This window comes from Micromonospora sp. CNZ285 (assembly GCF_004637285.1).
In genome coordinates this window covers 5,491,705-5,518,675 of record NZ_SPQD01000001.1, presented here as the reverse complement: position 1 = coordinate 5,518,675, position 26,971 = coordinate 5,491,705, and the positions used below count along the sequence as shown (strand labels likewise).

The 26,971-nt window shown below is 73.0% G+C and carries 25 protein-coding genes; 11 read left to right on the top strand and 14 right to left on the bottom strand.

Annotation, left to right across the window (positions count from 1 at the left end):
* Positions 1 to 113 precede the first annotated feature (113 nt).
* Complete coding sequence (locus CLT75_RS25215) at positions 114 to 953, bottom strand: DUF8083 family protein (protein ID WP_135242753.1); 840 nt, start codon at positions 951 to 953, stop codon at positions 114 to 116.
* Positions 954 to 1,128: 175 nt separating this feature from the next.
* On the opposite strand from CLT75_RS25215, the gene CLT75_RS25210 reads away from it, so the two are divergent.
* Both CLT75_RS25210 and CLT75_RS25205 read left to right on the top strand, forming a co-directional pair.
* Positions 1,129 to 2,211 carry a Glu/Leu/Phe/Val family dehydrogenase gene (locus CLT75_RS25210; RefSeq protein WP_135242752.1) on the top strand — a complete coding sequence of 361 codons (1,083 nt, stop codon included), beginning with the start codon at positions 1,129 to 1,131 and terminating at the stop codon, positions 2,209 to 2,211.
* A gap of 291 nt (positions 2,212 to 2,502) precedes the next feature.
* On the top strand, positions 2,503 to 2,718 hold the full coding sequence (locus tag CLT75_RS25205; protein ID WP_013283429.1) for a DUF3073 domain-containing protein: 216 nt from the start codon (positions 2,503 to 2,505) through the stop codon (positions 2,716 to 2,718).
* Between the two features lie 151 nt (positions 2,719 to 2,869).
* Here CLT75_RS25205 and amcA read toward each other — a convergent pair whose 3' ends face one another.
* From amcA to CLT75_RS25180, 5 genes are all read right to left on the bottom strand, one after another.
* A complete protein-coding gene (amcA, locus tag CLT75_RS25200; RefSeq protein WP_135242751.1) occupies positions 2,870 to 3,082 on the bottom strand; it encodes a multiple cyclophane-containing RiPP AmcA in 213 nt (70 codons plus the stop codon).
* Positions 3,063 to 4,154, bottom strand: coding sequence for a cyclophane-forming radical SAM peptide maturase AmcB (amcB, locus tag CLT75_RS25195; RefSeq protein ID WP_209310496.1), 1,092 nt, complete (start codon positions 4,152 to 4,154; stop codon positions 3,063 to 3,065). Before amcB ends, amcA begins: the two co-directional genes overlap by 20 nt.
* Before the next feature lie 127 nt (positions 4,155 to 4,281).
* On the bottom strand, positions 4,282 to 5,436 hold the full coding sequence (gene purM / locus CLT75_RS25190; protein WP_135242749.1) for a phosphoribosylformylglycinamidine cyclo-ligase: 1,155 nt from the start codon (positions 5,434 to 5,436) through the stop codon (positions 4,282 to 4,284).
* A gap of 57 nt (positions 5,437 to 5,493) precedes the next feature.
* Positions 5,494 to 7,011 carry an amidophosphoribosyltransferase gene (purF, locus tag CLT75_RS25185; RefSeq protein WP_135242748.1) on the bottom strand — a complete coding sequence of 506 codons (1,518 nt, stop codon included), beginning with the start codon at positions 7,009 to 7,011 and terminating at the stop codon, positions 5,494 to 5,496.
* Positions 7,012 to 7,179: 168 nt separating this feature from the next.
* Positions 7,180 to 7,533: a sterol carrier family protein gene (locus CLT75_RS25180; protein WP_135242747.1), complete on the bottom strand. Its 354-nt coding sequence runs from the start codon at positions 7,531 to 7,533 to the stop codon at positions 7,180 to 7,182.
* Positions 7,534 to 7,693: 160 nt separating this feature from the next.
* Between CLT75_RS25180 and CLT75_RS25175 the strand changes: the two genes are divergently transcribed.
* Complete coding sequence (locus CLT75_RS25175; RefSeq protein WP_135242746.1) at positions 7,694 to 9,967, top strand: carboxypeptidase-like regulatory domain-containing protein; 2,274 nt, start codon at positions 7,694 to 7,696, stop codon at positions 9,965 to 9,967.
* A 91-nt stretch (positions 9,968 to 10,058) separates the two neighbouring features.
* Here the strand turns inward: CLT75_RS25175 and CLT75_RS25170 are convergent, their stop codons facing one another.
* The 4 genes from CLT75_RS25170 to purS all read right to left on the bottom strand — a co-directional run bounded on the left by CLT75_RS25170 (position 10,059) and on the right by purS (position 14,538).
* Complete coding sequence (locus tag CLT75_RS25170) at positions 10,059 to 10,808, bottom strand: 2-phosphosulfolactate phosphatase (RefSeq protein ID WP_135242745.1); 750 nt, start codon at positions 10,806 to 10,808, stop codon at positions 10,059 to 10,061.
* Positions 10,809 to 10,818: 10 nt separating this feature from the next.
* Entirely contained in the window at positions 10,819 to 13,530 is a 2,712-nt protein-coding gene (gene purL, locus CLT75_RS25165; RefSeq protein WP_135242744.1) for a phosphoribosylformylglycinamidine synthase subunit PurL, read from the bottom strand.
* Positions 13,531 to 13,594: 64 nt separating this feature from the next.
* Positions 13,595 to 14,278 carry a phosphoribosylformylglycinamidine synthase subunit PurQ gene (gene purQ, locus CLT75_RS25160; protein WP_135242743.1) on the bottom strand — a complete coding sequence of 228 codons (684 nt, stop codon included), beginning with the start codon at positions 14,276 to 14,278 and terminating at the stop codon, positions 13,595 to 13,597.
* Complete coding sequence (purS, locus tag CLT75_RS25155; protein ID WP_013473439.1) at positions 14,275 to 14,538, bottom strand: phosphoribosylformylglycinamidine synthase subunit PurS; 264 nt, start codon at positions 14,536 to 14,538, stop codon at positions 14,275 to 14,277. The genes purQ and purS overlap by 4 nt, the downstream gene beginning before the upstream one ends.
* A 471-nt stretch (positions 14,539 to 15,009) precedes the next feature.
* Here purS and CLT75_RS25150 point away from each other — a divergent pair, with 471 nt between their 5' ends.
* Positions 15,010 to 15,693 (top strand): S1 family peptidase, encoded by a 684-nt coding sequence (locus CLT75_RS25150; protein WP_013473438.1) that lies wholly within the window; start codon positions 15,010 to 15,012, stop codon positions 15,691 to 15,693.
* Between the two features lie 12 nt (positions 15,694 to 15,705).
* Positions 15,706 to 16,281 (top strand): YbjQ family protein, encoded by a 576-nt coding sequence (locus tag CLT75_RS25145; RefSeq protein WP_209310384.1) that lies wholly within the window; start codon positions 15,706 to 15,708, stop codon positions 16,279 to 16,281.
* Between the two features lie 28 nt (positions 16,282 to 16,309).
* Here the strand turns inward: CLT75_RS25145 and purB are convergent, their stop codons facing one another.
* From purB to CLT75_RS25125, 4 genes are all read right to left on the bottom strand, one after another.
* A complete protein-coding gene (purB, locus tag CLT75_RS25140; protein WP_135242742.1) occupies positions 16,310 to 17,734 on the bottom strand; it encodes an adenylosuccinate lyase in 1,425 nt (474 codons plus the stop codon).
* Between the two features lie 86 nt (positions 17,735 to 17,820).
* Positions 17,821 to 18,570, bottom strand: coding sequence for a hypothetical protein (locus tag CLT75_RS25135; RefSeq protein WP_135242741.1), 750 nt, complete (start codon positions 18,568 to 18,570; stop codon positions 17,821 to 17,823).
* Entirely contained in the window at positions 18,567 to 19,082 is a 516-nt protein-coding gene (locus CLT75_RS25130) for a SigE family RNA polymerase sigma factor (protein WP_135242740.1), read from the bottom strand. The genes CLT75_RS25135 and CLT75_RS25130 overlap by 4 nt, the downstream gene beginning before the upstream one ends.
* 117 nt (positions 19,083 to 19,199) lie before the next feature.
* Entirely contained in the window at positions 19,200 to 20,492 is a 1,293-nt protein-coding gene (locus CLT75_RS25125; protein ID WP_135242739.1) for an acetyl-CoA C-acetyltransferase, read from the bottom strand.
* A 55-nt stretch (positions 20,493 to 20,547) separates the two neighbouring features.
* Between CLT75_RS25125 and CLT75_RS25120 the strand changes: the two genes are divergently transcribed.
* The 6 genes from CLT75_RS25120 (at position 20,548) to CLT75_RS25095 (ending at position 26,970) form a co-directional block, all read left to right on the top strand.
* Positions 20,548 to 21,906 (top strand): 3-oxoacyl-ACP reductase, encoded by a 1,359-nt coding sequence (locus tag CLT75_RS25120; protein ID WP_135242738.1) that lies wholly within the window; start codon positions 20,548 to 20,550, stop codon positions 21,904 to 21,906.
* Positions 21,906 to 22,967, top strand: coding sequence for a hotdog family protein (locus CLT75_RS25115; RefSeq protein ID WP_486485267.1), 1,062 nt, complete (start codon positions 21,906 to 21,908; stop codon positions 22,965 to 22,967). Before CLT75_RS25120 ends, CLT75_RS25115 begins: the two co-directional genes overlap by 1 nt.
* Positions 22,968 to 23,047: 80 nt before the next feature.
* Positions 23,048 to 23,806: an NUDIX hydrolase gene (locus CLT75_RS25110; RefSeq protein ID WP_209310383.1), complete on the top strand. Its 759-nt coding sequence runs from the start codon at positions 23,048 to 23,050 to the stop codon at positions 23,804 to 23,806.
* Complete coding sequence (locus CLT75_RS25105; RefSeq protein WP_135242736.1) at positions 23,803 to 24,744, top strand: protein kinase family protein; 942 nt, start codon at positions 23,803 to 23,805, stop codon at positions 24,742 to 24,744. The genes CLT75_RS25110 and CLT75_RS25105 overlap by 4 nt, the downstream gene beginning before the upstream one ends.
* 10 nt (positions 24,745 to 24,754) lie before the next feature.
* Complete coding sequence (locus CLT75_RS25100) at positions 24,755 to 25,714, top strand: hypothetical protein (protein WP_135242735.1); 960 nt, start codon at positions 24,755 to 24,757, stop codon at positions 25,712 to 25,714.
* On the top strand, positions 25,711 to 26,970 hold the full coding sequence (locus tag CLT75_RS25095; RefSeq protein WP_135242734.1) for an adenylosuccinate synthetase: 1,260 nt from the start codon (positions 25,711 to 25,713) through the stop codon (positions 26,968 to 26,970). The genes CLT75_RS25100 and CLT75_RS25095 overlap by 4 nt, the downstream gene beginning before the upstream one ends.
* Position 26,971 lies beyond the last annotated feature (1 nt).

Here is a 26,971-nt window from a genome sequence, read left to right as displayed (position 1 = left end):
TACTACTTTTATGCCGCAGAAAGTACCTTATTAGGACTCATGATCACGGTTCGTGATGCATCAACTACGAGACACTCTCGTGTCCAAGGCCACTTAGCAGGGCAAACCGGGCGTCAGTTGCACCGTTCGAGCAGCTGCACCGCGCGCCAGCGGGCGACCAGCTTGTCGTACGCGGCGGACGCCTCCTCGGCCTCGCCCCGGCCCAGTCCGGACAGTCCGGCGGCCACCAGATCGGTCGAGTCGTCGGCTTCGAGCGTCTCGTCCGGCAGCAGTTGCACCAGGCCGCCGTAGTCCAGTTCGACCACCGAACGCGGGTGGAACTCCTCCAGCCACCGGGCCGCCTCCTCGACCGCCTCGGTGATCGGTGCCTCGCCGATCGACTTGCGCAGCACCGACAGCGCCCGGGACGCGCGGCGGCGCGCCTTGGAGATCTCGGTGCGGTAGCGCAGCGCCCGCCGGCCCGGATCGGTGACCAGGTGCCGCTCGCCGGCCTCGAACAGCACGAACCAGCGCAGCGGCACGCCCCAGGTGGCGATCTGCTCGTGCACCCGGGGCACCCCGTGCTCCAGCACCCGGGCGCCGCTGCGCCAGTCCTCCACCACGGCCTTGGCCTGGCCGGCGAGCACCGGCGGCACGAACGCGTCGGCAAGCACCGAGGGCACGCCGTCGCGGGCGCTCAGCGCCGCCTCGGCGACCCGGATACGCAGGTTCCACGGGCAGACCAGCAGGGCGTCGTCGGACTCCAGGACGTACGCCTCGTCGGGCAGGTCGGGCAGCCGGGTCCAGCCGGCGCCGAGCGCCTCGATCACCGCGGTCCGCTGCCGTACCGGCCCCTCCAGCGGAGCGATCGCACGGCCCTCGCTGACGTACCGGCGCCAGTACGACTGCCGGTCCCGGTCGAAGGCGGTGAGCGGCTCGTACACGCGCAGGTATGAAGCGAAGAGCGACGGCACGGCGCGATCCTCCCACGAGACGGGACCGCCCGTCGCCGCCCTCGGGCCCGTGGCGTGACATGCGCGACAGTACGGTTCGGGCCGATATTAGGCTCTACGACACCGGCAGCATCCCGCCGGCGTGCCACCCGGGTTCCGCGCCCCACAAGGGCGCACACCGACACAGGAGTCAGCCATGGGCGTATTCGCCAGTACCGACGACCCCGTCTCCACGGGGCATGAGCAGGTCGTGTTCTGCCAGGACAAGCAGTCCGGCCTGAAGGCGATCATCGGGATCTACTCGACCGCGCTGGGCCCCGCGCTCGGCGGCACCCGGTTCTACCCGTACGCCAGCGAGGCCGAGGCCCTCGCCGACGTGCTCGACCTCTCGCGCGGCATGGCCTACAAGAACGCCCTGGCGAACCTCGACCTCGGTGGCGGCAAGGCGGTCATCTGGGGTGACCCCGACCAGATCAAGAGCGAGGCGCTGCTGCGCGCGTACGGCCGCTTCGTCGAGTCGCTCAACGGCCGCTACTACACCGCCTGCGACGTGGGCACCTACGTGGCGGACATGGACGTGATCGCCCGGGAGACCCGCTACGTGACCGGCCGCAGCGTGGAGCACGGCGGCGCGGGCGACTCCTCGATCCTCACCGCCTGGGGCGTGTTCCAGGGCATGCGGGCCGCCGCCGAGCACGTCTGGGGCAGCCCGACGCTGGCCGGCCGCCGGGTCGGCGTGGCCGGGCTGGGCAAGGTCGGCAAGTACCTGACCGCCCACCTGCTCGACGACGGCGCCGAGGTCGTGGCGACCGACGTCAGCCCGCGCGCCCTGGAATGGGCGCGCACCACCCACCCGCAGGTCACCCTGGTCGACGACACCGCGGCGCTCGTCGCCTCCGACATCGACGTGTACGCCCCGTGCGCGCTCGGCGGCGCGCTGAACGACGACACCGTGCCGGTGCTGCGGGCGAAGGTGGTCACCGGGGCGGCGAACAACCAGCTCGCCCACCCGGGCATCGAGAAGGTGCTCGCCGACCGGGGCATCCTCTACACGCCCGACTACGTGGTGAACGCCGGTGGCGTGATCCAGGTGGCCGACGAGATCGAGGGCTTCAACTTCGACCGCGCCAAGCTGCGCGCGACCCGGATCTTCGACACCACCCGGCAGATCCTCCAGCTCGCCGACGACGAGGGCGTGCCGCCGGCGGTCGCCGCGGACCGGCTCGCCGAGCGGCGGATGGCCGAGGTCGGCCGGCTGCGGACGATCCATCTGCGGTGAAGCTCACCTCCGGGGGCGGGGCGACGCTCCTCCCCCGGAGGCGGTGCGCGTTAAGCTGATCCTCGGGCTTGTTCGTACCGGTATGTCCGGTGTCACGGCCAGCCCCGGGGCTTACCCCTTACCCGGTACACTTTGTGACGGCTGGACCACCGCGACGCGCAGGTCCGGTCGACGGTGACCCGAGGTGCCGAACGATGGCATCCCCATGTACCGTAAGAGCCACGAGAGATGCCTGACGTCATCGGGGCCCGCCTTCGGGCTGCCCCGCATTCTGTGCGAGGGGGTCGAGCCATGGGGCGCGGCCGTGCTAAGGCCAAGCAGACGAAGGTGGCCCGGGAGTTGAAGTACCACTCCCCGAACACCGACCTAACCGCCTTGCAGCGCGAACTGGCGGGTAGTGGAAAGTCTGAGCACAACTTCGACGACGACTACAAAGAGTATGTCGACGACGATGACGAGGACCACGCGGACGACGACCCGGACACCTGGGCTCGTCCGACCCGCTGACCTCCGGTCACATCTGAGCACGCGGTAACCCCCGCGTGCTCACGCATGTGCTCTGCTGAGCCGGCGTACGACCGACGATCAGGGACCTGCCGGCGCTCCGGGGCGCCCCGCTCCGACGCGCCGGCAGGTCCTTGATCGCGGAACCGTCCCCTCAGCGCGGCCGGTTGTTCCAGTTGTAGAACGTCGGGATGTTCTCGAAGTGGTTCCACGCGCAGACCGCGTCGGCGCCGTCACCGCCCGACACCTCCGCCCGCAGCAGCCGCGCCGCCTCCGCCTCGTGGAGCAGAGCGGTAAGCCCCGCAGCGGCGTCCCGCACCCGGTCGGCGACCGCCTCCCGGTCGGTGTCACTGATGGTCTCGGGCATGCTCCAACACTCCCTCCAGTAGGCGGATCTTGCTGTTACGGCAGTGCTCGGTCTCCGTACCGTCGAAACGCCCCAGCTCGAAGTAACGGTTGGCGGCGTGTCCACCACCGCAGAACCCGAAGTACGCGCAGGACGCCCGGCACGCCTCCACGCCGGTGAGGAACTCGCCCACCCACGGCGTACCGGCCGCGGCGGCGAGGATGTCCCCCAGCGGTGTGGTGAGCACGTTCCCGCTGGCGAAGTCGCCGTACCGGGGGTCGGTGAAACCGGCCAGCTCCGGCGAGAGCACCACCACCGAGCCGTCGTGCCCGACCGTCGGGATCGGGTCGAGGCTGCGCGGCAGCAGGTCGTCGGCGGTGCCGGCCAGCACCGCGCCCGCGTACCGCAGCGACCACTCCACCTCGCGCAGGTGGATCCGGGGATCCCGGCGCCAGGCCGCCACCAGTTCGGCCCAGAACCCGGTGACCGCGCCCTCGTCGCGCGCGTTCGTCCGGGTGTTGACGCCCTCGGTCTCCTCGATGTTGACGCCGAGCACGTCGCAGCCCAGGTCGAGGAAGTAGTCGTACAGCTCGGTCGCCAGGCCCGGCTCCGGCCGCGACACCACCGCGAGCGCCGAGAACGGCAGGCCGTGGCGGCGCAGCGCCGCCACACCCGCCACGATCCGGTCGTACGCCGGCCGCCCGCCCCGGGTGACCCGCTCGCCGTTGCGCGCCCGCGGCCCGTCCACGCTGATGCTGACCCGCACCCGGTGCTCGGCGAAGAACGCGCACCAGGCGTCGTCGATCAGCGTGGCGTTCGTCTGCACGTGGTGCTCGACGTCGGGCCCGAACGGCGCCAACAGCGCGGCCAGGTGCTCCCGGCCGGCAGCGAGCGGCTCGCCCCCGTGCCAGACCACGGAGAAGCGACCGCCCACCGCCCACGGGTTCACCGACGCCGCCACCGCCTCGGCGACGGCCACCGGCATCCGCCTGTCGACCGCCCGGAAGGGGAGGTAGCAGTAGGCGCAGTCGAGGTTGCACAGCGTCGTCGGCTGCATCACGACGTACGACGGGACGACGGCGATGCCCCGCATCCCTTCGGGCGTGCGCGCGGCCATCAGCACCTCCCCCGCCTGCCTGAAAACCGAACCTCCAGGCTAGGCCGCGGCGACCGCTCGGGTGAACCCCCGATAAAGTGCCCGGCCGATCGGCGCAGGGTGATCAGCCTCGGGTGTGCTGTCCGACCATCTGCACGTTGCCGGACCCCTCGATGATCTCGCCGGCCTGCCAGGCGTCCACGCCCCGGCCGGTCAGGGTGGCCAGCGCGCGGTCGGCGTCCTCGGCGGAGACGATCGCGAACATGCCGACGCCCATGTTGAACGTGGCCTCCATCTCCGGGTCCTCGATCCGGCCCTTGGACTGGATCAGGTCGAAGATCGGCTGCGGCTTCCAGGTGGAGCGGTTCACCACGGCGTCGACGTGCTCGGGCAGTACCCGGACCAGGTTGCCGGGGATGCCGCCGCCGGTGACGTGGGCCAGCGCCCGCACCTCGGCCTCGGCGATCAGCTTGAGGCAGTCCTGGGCGTAGATCTTGGTCGGGGTGAGCAGCTCCTCGCCGAGGGTCCGCTGGCGGCCGAAGTCGTCGATCACCACGTCCAGCCGCATCCGGCCGGCGCCGAGCAGCACGTGCCGGACCAGGGAGTAGCCGTTGGAGTGCAGGCCGGACGAGCGCATCGCGATCACCACGTCGCCCACCTCGACCCGGTCCGGGCTGAGGATCTCGCTCTCCTCCACCACGCCGACGCCGGTGGCCGAGATGTCGTACTCGTCGGGGCGCAGCACGCCCGGGTGCTCGGCGGTCTCGCCACCCAGCAGCGCGCAGCCGGCGTACCGGCAGCCGTCCGCGATGCCGGCGCCGATCTCGGCGACCTTGTCCGGCACGACCTCGCCGGTGGCGATGTAGTCCAGCAGGAACAGCGGCTCGGCGCCGCAGGCCACCAGGTCGTCGACGACCATGGCGACCAGGTCGATGCCGACCGTGTCGTGGATGTCGAGCTGCTGGGCGATCACCAGCTTGGTGCCCACGCCGTCGGTCGAGGACGCCAGGATCGGGTTCTTGTACTTCTTCGTGTCCAGCCGGAACAGGCCGGCGAAGCCGCCCAGGTCACCCATGACCTCGGGACGCCGGGTCTCCTTGACCTTGGACTTGAGCAGCTCGACAGCGCGGTCGCCCGCCTCGATCGATACCCCGGCGTCGGCGTACGAGACCGAGCGTTTGCGCTGCGTCCGGCTGGACCCCGCCGACCAGGGCTGGCGGTCGCCGCCGGCGCCCGTCGGGCTGGATCCTGCGCCGCTGCGCTCGGACACGTGCGTCACGGTTCTCCCCTTTGTGGTTCCCGCGAGCCCGGAGCGGCCGGACCCGCGTCGGTGGTGCTACGGGTGGTGGGTCGGTGTGGCGACGAGCGGACCGGTCGGCCCGGCCGCCTCGGCGGCGACCCGGCGTCCCACTCCTTCGAGCACGTGCTTGCCGATCAGGTTCCCGGCCGGCAGTTCGATCGGGTACTCCCCATCGAAGCACGCCCGGCAGAGCCGGCTCTTCGGCTGCTCGGTCGCGGCGATGAGACCGGGCAGGGATACGTAACCGAGCGAGTCGGCGCCGATGGACCGCCGGATGCCGTCGTTGTCGAGCCCGTTCGCGAGCAGCTCGGCGCGGGTGGCGAAGTCGATGCCGTAGAAACAGGGCCAGCTCACCGGCGGCGAGGAGATCCGGACGTGGACCTCCAGCGCGCCCGCCTCGCGCAGCAGCCGGACGATCGCCCGCTGGGTGGTGCCCCGCACGATCGAGTCGTCCACCACGACCAGGCGCTTGCCGCGTACGTTCTGCCGCAGCGGGTTCAGCTTCAGCCGGACGCCGAGCGCGCGCAGCGTCTGCGAGGGCTGGATGAACGTGCGCCCGACGTACGGGTTCTTCATCAGGCCCTGGCCGTAGGTGATGCCTGATTCCTCGGCGTAGCCGATCGCGGCCGGCGTGCCGGACTCCGGCACCGGGATCACCAGGTCGGCCTCGACCGGGTGCTCCTTGGCGAGCTGGCGGCCGATCTGCACCCGCGCGGCGTGCACGTTGCGGCCGGCGATGGTGGCGTCCGGCCGGGCGATGTACACGTACTCGAAGAGGCAGCCCTTGGGCTCGGGCGCGGCGAACCGGCTGGACCGCAGCCCGTTCTCGTCGATGGCGATCAGCTCGCCCGGCTCGACCTCGCGCACCACGCTCGCGCCGACGATGTCCAGCGCGGCGGTCTCGCTCGCCACCACCCAGCCGCGTTCGAGCCGGCCGAGCACCAGCGGGCGTACGCCGTGGGCGTCGCGCGCCGCGTAGAGCGTCGACTCGTCCATGAAGACGAAGCTGAACGCGCCGCGCAGCTGCGGCAGCACCTCCAGCGCGGCCGCCTCGACCGACAGGTCGGGCCGGCTCGCCAGCAGCATGGTGACCAGCGAGGTGTCGTTCGTCGAGCCGTCCGAGTCGAGCCCCCGCACGGCGGCCTCGCGCTGCAACTCGGCGGTGTTCACCAGGTTGCCGTTGTGCGCCAGCGCGATGGTGGTGCCGGCGGTCGTGGCGCGGATGGTCGGCTGGGCGTTCTCCCAGGTCGAGCCGCCGGTGGTGGAGTAGCGCGCGTGCCCGATCGCGACGTGCCCGCGCAGGCTCGCCAGCGTCGGCTCGTCGAACACCTGGGCGACCAGCCCGAGGTCCTTGTAGACCACGACACCGGAGCCGTCACTCACCGCGATGCCCGCGGCCTCCTGACCGCGGTGCTGGAGGGCGTAGAGCCCGAAGTAGGTGAGGTTGGCGACCTCTTCACCCGGCGCCCAGACGCCGAAGACGCCGCACGCGTCCTGTGGGCCGGGTCGCTGGGGGTCAAGGTCGTGGCTCAGCCGGCCATCGCCTCGGGGCACCTGCCGCTCCCTCGCAGTGGGGTCTGGACTGGCCTGGCGGAGTCAGGGGGTCAGCTCCGCACGCATGGGCCGGGACCGTCGTCGGCTCTCAGTGTACGCGACCAGCAGTCGACACCGACAGTCACGAAGCACCCGCTCAGCGTGAGCAGGGTTTGCGCTGCTTGACGCCTAAATCGGGAGGTACGGCGAGAGGTCAGCCCGATTTCCGGACACCCGGATGCGACCCTCAGTGACCGTTTCCGCCCATCCCCGGCGCCCGGTGGCGACCGCCAGCCAGGTCGCCGGATCCATCTCCACCACGTTCGGCGGCGTACCGCGGGTGTGTCGTGGACCACTCACGCACTGGACCGCACCGTAGGGTGGTACGCGCACCTCCACCGATCGGCCGGGGGCGCGATCCGCGAGGTCAGCCAAGAGGGTCCGGACCGCCTCCCGGAGCACCGGCCGTTCGGGCGTACGCCCCTCGTCCAGCGCCGCCAGGGCGGCGAGTACCGCTTCGGAATAAGCGTGCGGAGAGGACACGACGGGACGATACGACCCGGCAGAAGGCCGCCCGACGGCGGCCCTGGGTAGAGATGATCCGGTCAGACAAGGCATAGTTGCCGACGGCGTTATTCGTACCGTGAGTGATCAACCTCGGCCGAACGGCCGGCGGGGCGATCAGACCCGGAAGGCGGTGGACGTGTCAACACACCGACGTGCCTGGAAGCAGCGGGCCGGTGTGGTCGTAGCGCTGGTCTTCGGCGCCCTGCTCACCGTCCCCGCAGCTCCCGCCTTCGCCGCCAACGTCAGCGTCTCCCCGGGATCGATTACGGTCAACGCCGGTAGCGACGCGACCGTGAGCGTCCAGGTCACTCCCGGCGACGGCGACGAGAGCGCGGAGATCGGCCTGACCGGCCTGCCGTCCGGCGTCAGCTGTGCCTCGGGCTGCGGTCAGATCAACTTCCCGCCGGGGAACAACAGGCCGCGGACGCAACTGCTCACCATCCGCGCCAACGACAACGCGCAGGACGCCAACGCCTCGGTCACGGTGCAGGTCCGACCCAACAACTCCGACCCGGCCACCGGCAACTTCCAGCTCGCGGTCAAGGGCAAGGTCGAGGCGCCGCAGCAGCCGCAGACCGTCAAGACGGTGTCCGGCAAGGTGGTGAACGCCGACGGCGATCCGATCGAGGGCGCCCTCGTCATGCTCCGCGACAGCGCGGGCAAGGAACGCCGCACCAACACCAGCGGCAACGGCAACTTCAGCTTCAGCGGCTCCGAGTCCAACCCGATCGCGCCCGGCCGGATCGACCTCGGCGCCTCCACCGACGGCGCCTCGCCCGTCGCCCGGTCGATCAACGCGAACGCCGGCCAGTCGGTGACCGGTATCCGGCTCAGCATCCAGGTGAAGGCGTCGGCGAGCCCGAGCGCCACCCCGTCGGCGAGTGAGTCCGCCCCGCCGTCCGAGGAGCCGCTCGACGAGGAGGCGACCGACACCCCGTCGGCCGAGGCGCCCGCCGCGCAGCAGCCGGCCGCGAACGAGGACTCCGGCGGCTTCGGCTCCTGGCTGCTCATCCTGCTCGGCGGCCTGTTCGTCGCCGTCGGCGTGGGCACCATCGTGCTGCTCTACATGCGCCGCAAGAACGAGGGCGACGACGGTGACGGCGACGGTCCGGTGGGGCCGGCCGGTCCGGGTGGGCCCGGCGCGGCCGGTGCGATCCCGGCAGCCCGGGGCGCCTACCACGGCACCGACGACCAGACCCGCGTGGTGAACGGCATGGGCGCCGGGCCGGCCGCGACGATGGTCGGCGGCCCCTCGATCAGCGACGCCCCCACCATGCTCCAGCGGCCGGTCGTGGACGACGTCCCGCCGGACCCGTACGGCGCACCGCCCGGCCCGGCGTACGGCGCAGGCGGCGGCCAGGGCGGCTACGGCTACGGCGACGACGCAGCGGGCCAGGGTGGTTACGGCGGCGCGGGCGGCTACGGCAACGCGCCCTCCTCGGGCGGCGGCTACGGCAACGGCCCGTCCTCCGGTGCCGGCTACGGCAACCCGGACTACGCCGCAGGCGCCGCGGCTGGCGCGGCCGGCTACGCGGCCCAGGGCGGCGGCTACGGCAACGAGCGCTTCGACGAGCCCACCGGCCGCTACACCGGTGACAGCACCCAGTACGCGCCTGCCGCCGACCCGTACCCGACCAGCACCTACCAGCCGGAGCAGGACCGCGGCGGCTACGACCAGGCCGGCTCGGCCCCGTACGGCCGTGGCGCGGAGCAGGGCGACGCCTACGGCGCGGCCGGTGGCTACGACAGCACCCGCCAGCAGGGCGGATACGGCGAGCCCACCGGCGCCTACGGCAACGCTGCGGGCGGTGGCTACGGCGACAACCCGACCGGCGGGTACGGCGACGCCCCGGCCTACGGCGGCGGTCGCGCAGCGGGCGGTGGCTACGGCGACGCGCCGACCGGCGGGTACGGCGACGCGCCAGCCGCCGGCTACGGCGACGCCCCAGCCGGCGGCTACGACAGCACCCGGCAGCAGGGCGGATACGGCGACGCGCCCGCGGGCGGCTACGACAACCCCGCCGGCGGCTACGACAGCCGGTCGCAGGGCGGCTACGACAAGGGCGCCGGCGGCTACGACAGCAGCGCGACAGGTGGTTACGACAGCACTCGTCAGCAGGGCGGATACGGCGACGCGCCAGCCGGCGGCTACGGCAACACCGGTGGCGGTTACGACGGCGGTCACCAGTCCGGCGGCTACGGCCAGCAGGGCGGCGGGTACGGCGACGGCTACGGTCAGGCCCCGCAGGGTGGTTACGGCCAGCAGGGCGGTTACGGCCAGGAGCCGCCGCAGCAGCGCGGGGGCGGCTACGACAACGGCTACCCCAACGACCCGGCGCAGGCGGGTCGCGCCCGCCCGGACGGTCAGGCGGACCGGAGCGGACGACGCCTCGACTGGCTGGACGACTGACAGGCACCAGACGTGAGAACTGTGGCCGCCCGCGAACAGCGGGCGGCCACAGTCATCAGCGAACCCCGCAGGACGCGAGCGGAAGCGGTGCTCAGGCGGGGGCGAAGTAGCCCTGGCGGAGCACCGGCACCACGTCGGAGACGCCCACCTCGGTCGCCACCGTGACGTCCTCGACGAAGCCGCCCTCGGCGAGTTCCCGCCCGGAGACGCAGCCCCGGACCGCCGCCGGTACGTCCGGCGTGCTCGCCAGCGCGGCGAGCGCCATCGCGGCCTCCACCGAGAGCCCGCCCGGCACCCCGGCGAGCGCGTCGAGCACGCAGGCCGCCCCGAGCTGGTCCTCCACGCACGGCCGGAGCGATCCGTCGGGCCAGCGTTCCCCGGCAGCCACCACGCCCACCGGGGCGTCCTTCGAGCCGTACCCCTCGGCCAGGAGCCAGCGCCCGACGGCGGGTGCGTTGCGCAGGCACGCCGCGACCACCGGCACTCCGGTGGCGCTGGCGGCGGCGCTGATCGCCGAGCCGTTCGGTGACGGCAGCACCAGGTCGGCGACGACCGGCGCGGCCCGCAGCGCCGCCGGGGACAGCGACCACTGGTGCTCCGCCGTCGTCTCCCGGCGGCCCACGGCGGCCACGGCCCCCACCCGGCGCGCGTAGTCGGCGGCCTGCTCACCCCACGGGAACGGGTGCACCCGCATGCCGCGGCTGACCGCCACCTCCACGGCGGTGGTGAACGACAACACGTCCACCACCACCAGGGCGGCACAGACCCGGCCGAGTTCCGCCGCCCCGGTCAGTCCCCAGTCGAACCGGGCACCGGAGCCGGGTTGGGCGAAGACGGCCAAGGCCAGCGCCTCAGCGCTGACCCGGCGCCGGCTCACCGGGAGCCGGACCGTCGGACCCGTCGGCGGGCGCCGACTCGTCCTGGGCCGGGGTTCCGTCGACTGCCGGCGTCGCCGTACCGTCGGCCGGCTCGGCCTCGTCGGACGCCGCAGCGGGCGCCTCGGGCTCCGTCGCGGCGGCGGGTGCGGACGCCTCGGCGTCGGCCGCCGGGGTGTCCCGGCCGGCCTTGGCGATCGGCTCGGCGGCGACAGCGGCCGGGTCCACGCCGACCGGCTGCTCGGCGGTGGCCGGAAGCACAGTGGTGGTCCCGGTACGGGTCGCCTCCACCTCCACCCGGGCCGCCTCGGCGGCGCCGAACAGGCGCGGGAGCGTCCCGGTGTGCGCCTCGCGCAGCTCGTCCAGGCCGATCCGGAACTGGCCGTGCACCTCCAGCGCGCCGGAGGCCGGGTCGGTGACGCCGATGAACTCCCACGGCACGCCGCGCTCGGCGCACAGGGCGGTGAACGCCTTCTCGTGGCCGCGCGGCACCGACACCAGCACGCGGCCGGCGGACTCGCTGAACAGGAAGACGAACGGCATCGAGCCACCGGCGAAGTGCTCCGGCACCACGACCCGGGCGCCCACGCCACGGCGCAGGGCCGACTCGACGAGGCTCTGCGCCAGACCGCCGTCGGACAGGTCGTGCGCGGAGCTGAGGTGCCCGACCCGGGCCGCCTCGGCCATCAGCTCGGCGAGCTGCCGCTCACGGGCCAGGTCGACCTGCGGCGGGATGCCGCCCAGGTGCTCGTGCGTCACCCAGGCCCACTCCGAGCCGGACAGCTCGACGTGCGTCTCGCCCAGCAGGAACAGCTGGTCGTGGTCGCCGGCCGGACGCGGCACGAAGCCCATCGGCACCCGGTCGGCGACGTCGTCGAGCACACCCAGCACGCCGACCACCGGGGTCGGGTGGATGGCGGCGGCGCCGGTCTGGTTGTAGAAGCTGACGTTGCCGCCGGTCACCGGGATGCCCAGCTCCAGGCAGCCGTCCGCCAGGCCGCGCACGGCCTCGGCGAACTGCCACATCACGCCCGGGTCCTCCGGCGAGCCGAAGTTCAGGCAGTTGGTCACCGCGATCGGCTTCGCGCCGGTCACCGCCACGTTCCGGTACGCCTCGGCCAGCGCCAGCTTCGTCCCGTGGTACGGGTCGAGGCGGGCGTACCGGCCGTTGCCGTCGACCGAGAGCGCGACACCGAGGCCGCTGCGCTCGTCGATCCGGATCACGCCGGAGTCCTCCGGCTGGGCGAGCACGGTGTTGCCGAGCACGTACCTGTCGTACTGCTCGGTCACCCAGGTCTTGTCGGCCAGGTTCGGCGACGCGATCATGCGCAGCACGGTCTCCCGGAGCGCCTCCGGGGTGCTCGGCCGGGGCAGTGTCTCGGCGCGGTCGGCCTGGAGCAGGATCAGGTCGGCCGGCTCGCGCATCGGCCGGGCGTACACCGGGCCGTCGTCGACGAGCGAGCCCGGCGGCACGTCCACCACGAGCTGGTCGCGCCAGGTGATGACCAGGCGGCCCGGCTGGCCGTCCGCCGACGGCGCGGTGACCTCGCCGATGGCGGTGGCCCAGACGCCCCACTTCTCGGCGGTCTTCAGCACGGCGTCGAGCTTGTCCGGCGAGACGACGAGCAGCATCCGCTCCTGGGACTCGCTGGCCAGGATCTCGTGCGGCTCCATCGACGGCTCGCGCAGCGGCACGCGCTCCAGCCAGACCCGCATGCCGGTGCCGGCGGAGGCGGCGGTCTCGGTGAGGGCGCAGGTCAGGCCGGCGCCGCCGAGGTCCTGGATGCCGACGACCAGTTCGGCGTCGTACAGCTCCAGGCAGGCCTCGATGAGCAGCTTCTCCATGAAGGGGTCGCCCACCTGCACGGACGGGCGGCGCTGCTCGCTGCCCTCGTCGAAGGTGGCGCTGGCGAGCACCGACACGCCGCCGATGCCGTCGCGGCCGGTCTTGGCGCCCATCAGCACCACGATGTTGCCGGGGCCGGTGGCGTCCTTCTTCTGCAGCCGGTCGACCGGCAGGACGCCCAGGCAGAGCGCGTTGACGAGCGGGTTGCCCTGGTAGCAGGGGTCGAAGACGACCTCGCCGCCGATGTTGGGCAGGCCCAGGCAGTTGCCGTACCCGCCGACGCCGGCGACCACGCCGGGCAGCACCCGGGCGGTGTCCGGGTGGTCGGCCGCGCCGAAGCGCAGCGGGTCCATCACCGCCACCGGGCGGGCGCCCATGGCGAGGATGTCGCGGACGATGCCGCCGACGCCGGTCGCCGCGCCCTGGTACGGCTCGACGAAGCTCGGGTGGTTGTGCGACTCGACCTTGAAGGTCACCGCCAGCTCGTCGGAGACCTGGACCACGCCGGCGTTCTCGCCGATGCCGGCGAGCAGCCGGTCACTCGGCGGCGCCTTCTCGCCGAACTGGCGCAGGTGCACCTTGCTCGACTTGTAGGAGCAGTGCTCGCTCCACATGATCGAGTACATGGCCAGCTCGGCCTGGGTGGGCCGGCGGCCGAGGATGTGCCGGATCCGGTCGTACTCGTCGTCGCGGAGGCCCAGCTCGGCGTACGGCTGAAGCTCCTCCGGCGAGTCGGCGGCCCGGGGAACGGTGTCCACGCCCAGCGCCCAGTCGTCGGTCGGGCCGGCCTGCGGCACCACGCCCTGCGGCTCGCGCAGGGCCGGGTCCGGATGGGTGGTCATGACGTCTCCTTGCTGCGCTCGCCGCCGGTGCGGCGGATGGGCCGACCGATGTTCCCGGCCACCATCACGCCGGCGCTCCCACCAGATGCTTGAGCACCGAGGTGAAGAAGCCGAGGCCGTCCAGGGAGGGGCCGGTGAGCGCCTCCACCGCGTGCTCGGGGTGCGGCATGATGCCGACGACGTTGCCGGCCTCGTTGGTGATCGCGGCGATGTCGCGCTGCGATCCGTTGGGGTTGCCGCCGATGTAGCGGGCGACGACGCGGCCCTCGCCCTCCAGCCGATCGAGCGTCGCGGGGTCGGCGACGTAGCAGCCCTCGCCGTTCTTGACCGGGATGAGCACTTCCTGGCCCGGCTGGAACGCGTTCGTCCAGGCGGTGCCGGTGCTCTCGATCCGCAGGACCTGGTCCCGGTTGCGGAAGTGCAGGTGCTGATTGCGGGTGAGCGCCCCGGGCAACAGGTGGGCCTCGCAGAGGATCTGGAAGCCGTTGCAGATGCCGAGCACCGGCAGGCCACCGCGCGCGGCCTGGACGATCGTCTCCATCACCGGTGCGAACCGGGCGATGGCGCCGCAGCGCAGGTAGTCGCCGTAGGAGAAGCCGCCGGGCAGGACGACAGCGTCCACGCCGTGCAGGTCCGGGTCGCCGTGCCAGAGCCGGACCGCCTCGGCGCCGGCGATCCGTACGGCCCGGGCCGCGTCCCCGTCGTCGAGCGAGCCGGGGAAGGTGACCACACCGACCCGGGCGGTCACGACTGCGCGCCCGCGGTCTCGTCGGCGGTGACCACGCGGACGGTGAAGTCCTCGATGACCGGGTTGGCCAGCAGCTTGTCGGCGATCTCCCGGGCCCGGTCCAGGTCCGGTTCGCCGGTGAACTCGATCTCGATCCGCCTGCCGATCCGAACCGAGGCGACGTCACTGACGCCGAGGCGGGGCAGCGCGTTTGCGACGGCCTGGCCCTGCGGATCGAGGATCTCGGGCTTGAGCATGACGTCGACTACGACGCGAGGCACTGGGCACTCCTGACTGTGTACGCAGTTGGGTGCCGGCCCAACAATCGGGCGAGCGCAGCCAGCCTACCTGGCAGATACCGCCCGGCCCGCACCGGCCGGGGGCAGTTCCGGCACTGATCGGCCCCCGCCGGCGGCACCGGACGGGCACCGTTGCCCGTTCGTTGCGGCGTCGATGCGAATTCGTTGCTCTGCGTGCTTGCCGGAGCCCTTCGACAACGCCTCCCAGCAGGCATTCTGCCGCGAAACACCCCACCTTGGACCGGTATCCGACAGCACGCCCGCGCGGCACGCGGCGCGCGTCACGCCATCGGCGCGATTCGATCCGCACCTTGTGACAGAGGGTGTCGCGGCCGTAGCATGCATCGTCAGACGTCGATGAGTGAGATCGACGTCCCTCGCCGGCCCACCCCACCCGGCGGGTGTCACCCCCTGCCCGGCAACCCCGGGCGTCCGCGCAGAAGGAGCCCCGACATGCGCCTCCGTCCCCTGCTCGCCGTGCTGACCACCGCGCTGGCCGGCGTCCTGGCCACCGCCTCCGGCGCCACCGCCGCGCCGGCCGGCCCCCAGCCGATCATCGGCGGCGGCACCGTCTCGTCCGCGCCGTGGGCCGCCGCCGTCTTCAGCAACGGCTCGTTCACCTGCTCCGGCAGCGTGATCGCGCCCCAGTGGGTGCTCACCGCCCGGCACTGCGTCAGCGGCACCATGTCCGTCCGGGTCGGCAGCGTCTACTACGCCTCCGGCGGCGTCACCCGCACCGTGAGCGCCTCCTACACCCGCTACGACCTCGCCCTGCTGCGCCTGTCCAGCACGGTCAGCACCTCCGCCGTCTCGCTCGCCAGCAGCAACCCGCCGGTCGGCTCCACCAACACCATCTACGGCTGGGGCATGACCTGCTACAGCGGCTGCGGCGCGTCGCCCCAGCTCAAGACCGCGAGCGTACGGGTGACCAGCACCAGCGTCACCGACGCGTACGGCGGCCAGGCGATCCGGAGCACCCGGGTCAACGGCAACGCGTGGCGGGGCGACTCGGGCGGCCCGCAGTTCTACAACGGCCGGCAGGTCGGCGTCGCCTCCACCGCCGACGGCCAGAGCATCCAGAACTACGGCAGTGTTGCGTACAACCGGGCCTGGATCACCTCGACGGCCGGTGTCTGACGGTTGATGCCGATGCGGCGCGGATCGGTCGGGTGCGGCCCGACCGTCCGCGCCGCGCCGTTTTTCAGCATCCGATCAGCTGAACACGGCTCGCGAACCACCCGGCCGAGGACTGACAGCATCGGAAGTGTGCTGGTCGTGACGACGGATCAACTGCCCGGCTACGAGATCCGCCAGATCCTCGGCGAAGTGGTCTCCTCGATGGCGAGGACCCGCAACCCGTACCGCGAGGGGGTCAAGAACCTGCGCGGTGGCGCCTACGACCCGATGGCGCCGGACAACCTGACCCGGTGGCGTACCGACTCGGTGGCCCGCCTCGGCGAGGAGGCGCGCCGCCTGGGCGCGAACGCGGTGATCGGCATGCGCTTCGACAGCCGGGACTGCGGCGAGATGTGGATGGAGATCTGCGCGTACGGCACGGCGGTGATCGTCGCGCCGAAGATGCCGGACGTCATGCCGCCGGACCAGCCGGCGATCGCGGCCGAGACCGCCCACGACCCGGAGATCGCCTCCGCGCCCGGCGGTATCGCCGAACCCGCGAGCGCCCCCAACCTGAGTTCCGCGGCCGAGACCCCCACCGGCCCCTGACCGCCCCCCATCACCGAGGGAAAGGCAGTCAGAGGATGGGGGGTGGGGAGTAGGTGGCGGCCTCGGGGTGGGACTCCACGACCCTGGTGATTCTCGCCGTCACGCGGTTTACCTGGTCGGTGGCGGCGCCCACGAAGGCGTTGCGGTCGGCGACCAGCGTGTCGATCTCGGCCCGGGTGAGGCCGAGCCGGCCGTCGGCGGCCAGGCGGTCGAACAGGTCGTTCTCGGCCGCGCCCTTCTCCCGCATCGCCAGCGCCACGGCGACCGCGTGCTCCTTGATCACCTCGTGCGCGACCTCCCGGCCCACACCCCGGCGTACGGCCGCCACCAGGATCTTCGTGGTGGCGAGGAACGGCAGGAAACGCTCCAGCTCCCGGTTGATCACCGCCGGGTACGGGCCGAACTCGTCCAGCACGGTGAGGAACGTCTGGAACAGCCCGTCGGCGGCGAAGAACGCGTCGGGCAGCGCGACCCGGCGCACCACCGAGCAGGAGACGTCACCCTCGTTCCACTGGTCACCGGCCAGCTCACCGACCATCGACAGGTAACCCCTGATGATCACCGCGAAGCCGTTCACCCGCTCCGACGAACGCGTGTTCATCTTGTGCGGCATCGCGCTGGAACCGACCTGGCCCGGCTTGAAGCCCTCGGTGACCAGCTCCTGGCCCACCATGAGCCGGATCGTGGTCGCCAGCGACGACGGCGCGGCGGCCACCTGGGCCAGCGCGGAGAGCACGTCGAAGTCCAGTGAACGCGGGTAGACCTGGCCCACGCTGTCAAGCACCCGGCGGAAGCCCAGGTGCCCGGCCACCCGCTGCTCCAGCTCGGCCACCTTGCCGGCGTCGCCGTCGAACAGGTCGAGCTGGTCGGCGGCGGTGCCCACCGGCCCCTTGATCCCGCGCAGCGGGTAGCGGCCGATCAGGTCCTCCAGCCGCTCGTACGCGATGAGCAGTTCCTCGGCCGCCGACGCGAAGCGCTTGCCCAGCGTGGTGGCCTGCGCGGCGACGTTGTGCGACCGGCCGGTCATCACCAGGGCCGAGTACTCGCCCGCGTGCCAGCCCAGCCGGGCCAGCGTGGCGACAACCCGGTCCCGGATCAGCTCCAGCGAGGCGCGGATCTGAAGCTGCTCGACGTTCTCGGTGAGGTCGCGGGAGGTCATCCCCTTGTGCACGTGCTCGTGCCCGGCGAGCGCGCTGAACTCCTCGATCCGGGCCTTCACGTCGTGCCGGGTGACCCGCTCCCGCGCCGCGATCGAGGCCAGGTCGACCTGGTCGACCACCCGCTCGTACGCCTCGACGACCCCGTCGGGCACCGGCACGCCGAGATCACGCTGGGCCTTGAGCACCGCCAGCCAGAGCCGGCGCTCCATCCGGACCTTCTCCTCCGGCGACCAGAGGGCGACCAGTTCGGGCGAGGCGTACCGGTTGGCGAGCACGTTCGGGATCGTCGTCACGTACCTCAGTCTTTCACGACGCCCGGGCCGGCCCCGGCGACGCCGGTACCCGGTCCGGCCTGTGGGCGGGCCGGACCGGGACGCCCTCAGCCCAGCCGGATCTCCGGGTCCAGCGCGACCGCAGCCATCTCCTCGACTGTCATCAGGTGCCGGTCGGTGGACGAGACCGTCTGCACCGACACGAACGCGCCGTCGGCCCGCTTGACGGTCACGCTACGCAGGACGGTCCGCTCGGTCACCGGACCGACCAGGCGTCGGTCCTCGACGTCGTTGGCGACCACCAGCTCGCCCCCGGGGCCGGTGAAGGACCGGCACGTGACCTCGCCGGGCCGGCACCGGTCCGGTCCCGACGTGTGGCCGGGGCGCACCCGGCCCACGTTGATGTTCAGGTACGACCGGACCTCGCCCCGGGCGGCGACACCCACAGCCAACCAGCCGGTCGCGGACTCCCACTGCAACCGCTGCACCGACCACGGCGGCTCGTCGGTGACCGGGCCGTCCCAGGTCTCGCGGTCGCCTGTCGACGCGCCCTGCACCCACCGCAGGTCCGGCGCCTCCCGGTGGAACGCGGCCAGGATCGCCGCATGCAGGCGCTCCGGCTCGGTCCGTGCGGCGGCGGACGGCGCGGCCGAGTGGGCGGGCGCCGGACCACCGGACGCCCCCGGCTGCACGACCACGCCGATGCCGAGCGCCAGCGCCAGCACGGCTGTCGCCGAGGCGTACACGCTCAGGCGCCGCCGTCGGCGACGGACCTCCCGCGCCACCAGGGCGTCCACGTCCACCGTCGCCGGCGGCGCGTCGCCGATCGCCTGGTCGAAGATCTGCCGGTACGTCATCGCCGCCTCCCGCTCTCCACTGCCGAATGGTGCGAGGCGATCAGCCGCAGCGTCTCCAACGCGCGGGCGGACTGGCTCTTCACGGTGCCGGTGGTGACACCCAGGATCTGCGCGGTCTCCTCGACGGACAGGTCGCAGTAGAAGCGGAGCACCACCACCGCCCGTCGCCGCGGCGCGAGCCGGCCCAGCAGGTCCAGCAGCATCTCCCGCTCACCGACCGACGGCTCCCCGGCCGCCAGGTCCATCTGGTCCGGCACCTCGTCGGTGCTGTGCTCCCGCCGCCACGGGCGGCGCCGCTCGTCCAGCCACGCGTTGGTGAGCATCCCCCGGACGTACGCGTCGATGTTGTCCGCGCCGAGCGCCCGCCGCCAGTTGCGGTACAGCTTGCCCAGCGTGATCGACACCAGGTCGTCCGCCGTGTGCCAGTCCCGGCAGAGCAGGTACGCCGTGCGGCGCAGCGGCTCCAGCCGGGCGGTCACGTAGTCGCGGAACTCCTCGTCACGCCCGGTCACGGGGTGCCGCTCCTCGTTCGCCTCATGCCCAGGGGACGGAACGGGCCGGCAGGCGGGTTGCCGGCCCCGGCGAAAAGGGACCGCCCGCCCGGCGACGAACCGGGCGGGCGTCGCCCGTCAGCGCTCCAGGATCGCTGTCACGCCCTGCCCGCCTGCGGCGCAGATGGAGATCAGGCCGCGCCCGCTCCCCTTCTGGTCGAGCAGCTTGGCGAGCGTGGCGACGATCCGGCCGCCGGTGGCGGCGAACGGGTGCCCGGCCGCCAGCGACGAGCCGTTGACGTTCAGCTTCTCCCTGTCGATCGAGCCGAGCGGGGAGTCCAGGCCGAGGCGCTCCTTGCAGAACTCCGGCGACTCCCAGGCGGCGAGGGTGGCCAGCACCTGCGAGGCGAACGCCTCGTGGATCTCGTAGAAGTCGAAGTCCTGGAGGCTCAGCCCGGCCCGGGCCAGCATCCGCGGCACCGCGTACGTGGGGGCCATCAGCAGGCCCTCGTCGCCGTGCACGAAGTCGACGGCGGCGGCCTCGGACCAGGAGAACCACGCCAGCACCGGCAGGTTGTGCGCCTTGGCCGACTCCTCGGAGGCGAGCAGCACCGTCGACGCGCCGTCGGTGAGCGGCGAGGAGTTGCCGGCGGTCATGGTGGCCCGCTCGGCGTCCGCGCCGGAGGCGCCGAAGACCGGCTTGAGCGAGCCGAGCTTCTCCAGGCTGGTGTCCGGGCGCAGGTTCTGGTCGCGGGTCAGCCCCAGGTAGGGGGTCATCAGGTCGTCGAAGAACCCCTTGTCGTACGCGGCGGCGAGCCGCTGGTGCGAGCGCAACGCGAGTTCGTCCTGCGCGGTCCGGTCGACGTTCCAGCGCAGCGCGGTGCGGGCCGCGTGCTCACCCATGGACAACCCGGTACGCGGCTCGGCGTTGCGCGGGATCTCCGGCTTGAACGGCTGGTGCGGGCGCAGCTTCGCCGCGATCTTGAGCCGTTCGCCGAGCGTACGGGCCGAGTTGAGCTGGATCAGCGTGCGCCGCATGTCCTCGTTGACTGCGAGCGGCGCGTCCGAGGTGGTGTCGACGCCGCCGGCGATGCCGACCTCGATCTGCCCGAGGGCGATCTTGTTGGCGACCAGGATGGCCGCCTCCAGCCCGGTGCCGCACGCCTGCTGGATGTCGTACGCGGGGGTGTGCGGGTCGAGCCGGGAGCCGAGCACCACCTCACGGGTGAGGTTGAAGTCGCGGGAGTGCTTGAGCACCGCGCCGGCCACGACCTCGCCGACCCGCTCGCCGGCCAGCCCGAACCGGGCGACCAGCCCGTCGAGCGCGGCGCCGAGCATGTCGGCGTTCGACGCGTGCGCGTAGCGCGAGTTGGACCGGGCGAAGGGGATGCGGTTGCCCCCGATGACCGCGACCCGCCGGACACTCTGCACGATCGGCCTCCCTCGAAACTGTTGCCCGAACCCTACTCGCCAGTAGGCTACGCCTATGACCGACAGGTACGCGAGCTTCGTCCAGACGGGGGCCGGTCGCGCGCTGGTCAAGCGCCTCGGGCTGCCCGACCCGCCCCGACTGCGCCGGCACACGCCCGGTGACCCGCTCGTTCCCGGGCCGGTCCTGCTCGGCTCCTCGGCCGGCGGCCGGATCGCCGAGCCGGCCGGCAAGATCCTGACCGCCGCCGGGGTCGAGCTGGCCGACCCGGTCGCCGCCCACGACGCCGACCGCCGCTTCGCGGCCCTGGTGTACGACGCCAGCGGCATCACCGACTCCGCCGGGCTGCGCCAGCTCTACGACTTCTTCCACCCGCAGGCCCGCTCGCTGCTTCCCAGCGGCCGGGTGATCGTGCTGGGCACCCCGCCGGCCGAGTGCGGCTCTCCCCGGGAGGCTACCGCCCAGCGCGCGCTCGAGGGCCTGACCCGCAGCATCGGCAAGGAGTTCGGCCGGGGCGTGACCGCCCAGCTCGTCTACGTGACCCGCGAGGGTGACGCCGGCACCCCGGTGAGCCTGGAGTCCACGCTCCGGTTCCTGCTCTCCGGCCGGTCCGCGTACGTCTCGGGCCAGGTGATCCGGGTCGGCGCCGGCACCGCCGTCGCCCCGGCCGACTGGGACCGTCCGCTGGACGGGCAGGTGGTGCTGGTGACCGGCGCGGCCCGGGGCATCGGCGCGGCGCTGGCGAAGGTGCTGGCCCGCGACGGCGCGCAGGTGGTGGCGCTCGACATCCCGGCGGCCGGAGACGAGCTGGCCGCCGTCGCGAACGACATCGGCGGCAGCGCGGTGCAGCTCGACCTGACCGCGCCCGATGCGCCGACCCGGCTGGCGGAGCACCTGGCGTCCCGGCACGGCCGGGTCGACGTGGTGGTGCACAACGCGGGCATCACCCGGGACAAGACGCTGGGCCGGATGGACGCCGACCGGTGGGACTCGGTGATCGACGTGAACCTGTCCAGCCAGGAGCGCATCAACGACGTGCTGCTGGAACGCGACCTGATCCCGGCCGGCGGCCGGATCGTGTCGGTCTCGTCGATCGCCGGGATCGCCGGCAACCGGGGGCAGACCAACTACGCGACGAGCAAGGCCGGCGTGATCGGCCTCGTCGACTCGCTCTCCCCGGTGCTGCGCGAGCGCGGGATCAGCCTGAACGCGGTCGCGCCGGGCTTCATCGAGACCCGGCTGACCGCGCGTATCCCGCTGACCATCAGGGAGGCGGGACGGCGGATGAACAGCATGGCCCAGGGCGGCCTGCCGGTGGACGTGGCCGAGACGATCGGCTGGCTCTCCTGGCCGGCGAGCGGCGCGGTGAGCGGCAACGTAGTCCGGGTCTGCGGCCAGAGCCTGCTGGGGGCGTGATGGCAGCCCGTGACCACGAGGACGACGACCTGAGCCTGCACGACCTGATCGAGGGCCCCACCCGCGACCTGACCTCCGCCCGAGCCGCCGCCCTGTCCCAGACCCGCTCCACCTCCGACGATCATGAAGTTGACGGCACTTCTGGAGATCCACAAGGCAGCCAACCTCATGATCGACGGGGTGAAGAGGCGGGGCCGGCGGGGCGGCGGCGGGTGGAGCTGGACGGGGTGCCGGCCAGTGGGGCGCTGTACCGGCGTGCGCTGCTGGGAGTGGTGCCCGGCGTTGGGGGGCGGCGCGGGGCGGACGTGCCGGCCGTCGAGCTGGCCGTCGGTGGGGTCGCTGTGGATCAGCGGCACCTCGCGGACTACGACCGGGTGTGCGGGTTCCGGCTGACCGACCGGCTGCCGGCGACGTACCTGCACGTGCTCGGGTTCCCGCTGTCACTGCGGCTGATGACGAGCCCCGGCTTCCCGATCCCGCTCACCGGCGTGGTGCACGTGGCCAACCGGATCACCGTGCACCGCCCGGTCGAGGTCGGCGAGAGCGTCGACTTCCACACGTACGCGGAGAACCTGCGCCCGCACGAGCGGGGCCGCCAGCTCGACGTGGTGCTGGTCGGCTCGATCGGCGGCGAGGAGGTGTGGCGCGGCGTGTCCACGTACCTCGGGAAGGAGCGCACCGCGGACGGCGGCCCGCGGCGCGACCGGGGTGACCGCCCGGAACCGCCGGCCTCCTCGGCGCGGTGGCGGGTGACCCCACGGGTCGGTACGGACTACGCGCGCGTCTCCGGCGACCACAACCCGATCCACACCTCGAAGCTGGGCGCGCGGCTGTTCGGTTTCCCGCGCCCGATCGCGCACGGCATGTGGAGCAAGGCCCACTGCCTGGCCGCGCTGGCGCCCCGGCTGCCCGAGGCGTACACCGTGGACGTGGCGTTCAAGCTGCCGGTGCCGTTGCCGTCGACAGTGGCGTTCAGCGCCTCGGCGAGCGGTGCGGGCTGGGACTTCGCGCTGCACAGCGCCCGGGACGGAAGGCCGCATCTGGTCGGTTCGGTGCGCTGAACGAAAGAGGGGACTTGCCGTCCCCTCTTTTCGGCGCTAAGTTGTTCTCAGATTGAGTTGTTCTCAACCTGAGAGAGTGAGTGACCGTGAACGAGCAGGACTTCCTCGCCGGGTACGACCCCCGGGACTACCCGGCGGTCGCGGTCACCGTCGACGTGGTCGCCCTGACCATCCGCGAGGGCGCGCTGCACCTGCTGCTGATCCGCCGCGGCGCGCCGCCCTACGAGGGGCACTGGGCGCTGCCCGGCGGCTTCGTCCAGCCGGACGAGGACCTCGCCGCCGGTGCCCGGCGCGAGCTGGCCGAGGAGACCGGCCTCGGCGGCGAGCGGCTGCGCCGGGTGCACCTGGAACAGCTCGGCAGCTACGGCGCCCCGGACCGCGACCCCCGCATGCGGGTGGTCTCGGTCGCGCACCTGGCGTTCGCCCCCGACCTGCCCGACCCGGTCGCCGACACCGACGCCGACGAGGCGATCTGGCTGCCGGTCACCGCGCTCACCAGCCGGCAGCTCGCCTTCGACCACGGCCGGATCATCGAGGACGGGCTGGAGCGCGCCCGCTCCAAGCTGGAGTACACGCCGCTGGCCACCCGGTTCCTCGCCCCCGAGTTCACAGTCACCGAGCTGCGGGAGGTCTACGAGACCGTCTGGGGCCATCCGCTGCACGCCGGCAACTTCCACCGCAAGGTGCTCTCGGTGCCCGGCTTCGTGGAGAGCACCGGCGCCAGCACCGAACGCGGCGGCGCGCGCGGCGGCCCTCGGGCCAAGCTCTACCGCGCCGGAGACGCCCGGCTGCTGCACCCGGCGCTGCTGCGCCCCGCCCGGGAGGAGACGGTGCGGTGAGGACCGAGGAGGCGATCCGGCTGGTCACTGCCGCGCGTACCGACGCCGACCTGTTCGGTACGCAGGAGCCGGCCCGCCGCTACCGCGAGCTGGTCGGCGCGCTGCACCCCGACCGGCTGGGCGCGGCCGACCCGCTGGTACGCGCCGCCGCCGCCGACGCGCTGGTCACCGTCACCACCCGGTGGCGCACCCCCACCCCGAAGTACGCCGGCGACATCGCCGACCTGCACGACCACGGGAACGGGCGGCTGCTGAAGGTGGCCCGGCACCCCGGCGACAACGACCTGATGGCCCGCGAGGCACGCGCGTTGCGGCGGATCGCCGAACGCGGTGACGCCAAGCACCTCGCGTACGTGCCCCGGCTCGTCGACTCCTACCCGGCGCGCGACCCGTCGACGGGCGTACAACGGCAGGTCAACGAGCTGGTGACCGTACCCGGGCTGCGAAGCCTGGACGACGTGCGCCGCGCGTACCCGGACGGGCTGGACCCGCGCGACGCGGCCTGGATGTGGCGGCGGCTGCTCGTGGCGCTCGGCCTGGCCCACCGGGCCGGCGTCGTGCACGGCGCGGTGCTGCCCCGGCACGTGCTGATCGAGCCGGACGCGCACGGCCTGGTCCTCGTCGACTGGTGCTCCTCGGCCGAGCCCGGCGGGCTCGTGCCGGCGCTGGTGCCCGGCCACGAGGACTGGTATCCGCCGGAGGTCGCCGCGAAGCGGCAGTGCGGGCCCGGCACCGACATCGCGATGGCCGCCCGCTGCATGACCTGGCTGATGGGCGACCGCGCGCCGCGCGAGCTGCGCGCCTTCGCCGACGGCTGCCAGGGCACCGCGCTCGCCACCCGGCCCGACGACGCCTGGCGGCTGCTGCGCGAACTGGACGAGGTGCTGCATCGGCTGTACGGGCCGCGCACCTTCCGACCCTTCACCCTCAACCCGTAGGGAGGCTGCCATGGGCAGTGGAATCTGGTCCACCGACGTGTACGACGCCGCCGACCGTTACCGGCGCCGCACCGGCAAGAGCGCGTTCTCCTACAGCGACAGCGGCGCCCGCAAGGTGCACCCGGCGCTCGACCCGCGCGACGCGCTGCGGGAGAGCCGCGACTCCGCCGAACACCCGCAGTCGACGCCGATCGCCGTGCTGTTCGACGTCACCGGCTCGATGGGGCACGTGCCCCGGGTGCTGCAGAGCAAGCTGCCGCAGCTGCTCGGGCTGCTGCTGCGCCAGGGGTACGCGAAGGACCCGCAGGTCATGTTCGGCGCGATCGGCGACGCCACCTGCGACCGGGTGCCGTTGCAGATCGGGCAGTTCGAGTCCGACAACCGGATGGACGCCGACCTCGGGCGGATCGTGCTGGAGGGCGGCGGTGGCGGTCAGATGATGGAGTCGTACGAGCTGGCGCTCTACTTCATGGCCCGGCACACGGCCACCGACAGCTGGGACAAGCGCGGCCGGCGCGGCTACCTGTTCATCATCGGCGACGAACTGGCGTACCCGGCGGTGAAGACCGCTGAGGTGAGCCGGCTGATCGGCGACGGCCTGGGCGAGGACATGCCGGTCCGGCAGATCGTGGACGAGGTGACCGCGCGCTGGGACACCTACTACCTGCTGCCCGCCGGCAGCCACTACGCGGGCAACCGCAAGGTGCTCGACTTCTGGCGCGGCCTGCTCGGGCAGAACGCGGTCGAGCTGGACGACCTGGACGCGGTCTGCGAGACGATCGCGCTCACCGTCGGCCTCGGCGAGCAGGCCATCGACCTGGACGCCGGGCTGCGCGACCTGGACCGGGCCGGCTCGACCGCCACCCCGACGGTGTCGAAGGCGCTGGCCCGGCTCGGCGCCGGCCGGCGCGCGGTGGCGACGCTGCCGTTCAGCCCGGCCGACGGCGGAAGCGGGGTCACCCGGCTGTGAACCACGTGATGGTGGTCGACCTCGGCTACGGCGACGCCGGCAAGGGCACAGTGGTGGACCTGCTCTGCGCCACCCGGCAGGTCCACACGGTGATCCGGTTCAACGGGGGCGCGCAGGCGGCGCACAACGTCGTCCTGCGCGACGGGCGGCACCACACGTTCGCGCAGTTCGGCGCCGGGACGTTCCGTCCGGGCGTACGGACACACCTGGCGCGGCACGTGGTGGTGGACCCGCTGGCGCTGGCCGCCGAGGCCGACCACCTCGCGTCGGTCGGCGTGCCAGACGCGCTCGACCGTCTGACAGTGGACGGGGAGGCGCTGCTCGCCACCCCGTACCACCGGGCCGCGAATCGCGCCCGGGAGATCGCCCGGGGAGCCGACCGGCACGGCTCCTGCGGGCTCGGGGTGGGCGAGGCTGTCGCGTACGGCCTCGCCCACCCCGATGAGGCACCCCGGGTGGCGGACTGCCGCCGCCCGGCGGTGCTGCGCCGGCGGCTGACCGCGCTACGGGACCGGCTCACCGCCGAGCTGGGCCCACTGGACGCGCCGCCGGTGGAGGACTGCCTGCCCGCGTACGCGGCCTTCGCGCGCCGGGTGGCGATCGTCGACCGGACCTGGCTCGCGGGCGCGCTGCGCGAGGGCACCTGCGTGTTCGAGGGCGCGCAGGGGGTGCTGCTGGACGAGTGGCACGGCTTCCACCCGTACACGACGTGGAGCACCACGACGTTCGCCAACGCCGAGACGCTGCTCGCCGAGGCGGGCATGGCCGGGACCGCGCAGCGGCTCGGCGTGCTGCGGACGACCACCACTCGGCACGGTCCCGGGCCGCTGGTCACCGAGGACGCGTCGCTGCCGTTCACCGACCGGCACAACTCGGCGAATCGCTGGCAGGGCCGGTTCCGGTTCGGGCACTTCGACGCGGTCGCCCACCGGTACGCGCTGGAGGTGGCGGGCGGCGTGGACGGGCTGGCGCTCACCCACCTCGACCTCGCCGGTCCGGAGCTGCGGATCTGCCGCCGGTACGAGGACACCGACCGGCTCGTCCCCGGCCCGGCCGGTGACCTCGACCGGCAGGCCGCGCTCACCCGGCGGCTGCTGCGCGCCCGGCCGGTGCTGGACGAGGCGCCGGACGACTGGCCGGCCGCCGTCTCGGAGGCGCTGGGGGCGCCCGTGGTGCTCACCTCGCGCGGCCCCACGGCCGAGGCGAAGGAAGGGCCCCTGCTCGACGCCTTTTGCCTGAGAAGCGCCCCTGCCTGAC

Excerpts from the sequence above, each read along its gene's own strand:
- CLT75_RS25210 (WP_135242752.1), top strand. The coding sequence starts at position 1,129 with ATGGGCGTATTCGCCAGTACCGACGACCCCGTCTCCACGGGGCATGAG.
- CLT75_RS25205 (WP_013283429.1), top strand. The coding sequence starts at position 2,503 with ATGGGGCGCGGCCGTGCTAAGGCCAAGCAGACGAAGGTGGCCCGGGAG.
- amcA (WP_135242751.1), bottom strand. The coding sequence starts at position 3,082 with ATGCCCGAGACCATCAGTGACACCGACCGGGAGGCGGTCGCCGACCGG.
- amcB (WP_209310496.1), bottom strand. The coding sequence starts at position 4,154 with ATGCGGGGCATCGCCGTCGTCCCGTCGTACGTCGTGATGCAGCCGACG.
- purL (WP_135242744.1), bottom strand. The coding sequence starts at position 13,530 with ATGACCACCCATCCGGACCCGGCCCTGCGCGAGCCGCAGGGCGTGGTG.
- CLT75_RS25150 (WP_013473438.1), top strand. The coding sequence starts at position 15,010 with ATGCGCCTCCGTCCCCTGCTCGCCGTGCTGACCACCGCGCTGGCCGGC.
- CLT75_RS25145 (WP_209310384.1), top strand. The coding sequence starts at position 15,706 with ATGCGGCGCGGATCGGTCGGGTGCGGCCCGACCGTCCGCGCCGCGCCG.
- CLT75_RS25135 (WP_135242741.1), bottom strand. The coding sequence starts at position 18,570 with ATGACGTACCGGCAGATCTTCGACCAGGCGATCGGCGACGCGCCGCCG.
- CLT75_RS25120 (WP_135242738.1), top strand. The coding sequence starts at position 20,548 with ATGACCGACAGGTACGCGAGCTTCGTCCAGACGGGGGCCGGTCGCGCG.
- CLT75_RS25115 (WP_486485267.1), top strand. The coding sequence starts at position 21,906 with ATGGCAGCCCGTGACCACGAGGACGACGACCTGAGCCTGCACGACCTG.
- CLT75_RS25100 (WP_135242735.1), top strand. The coding sequence starts at position 24,755 with ATGGGCAGTGGAATCTGGTCCACCGACGTGTACGACGCCGCCGACCGT.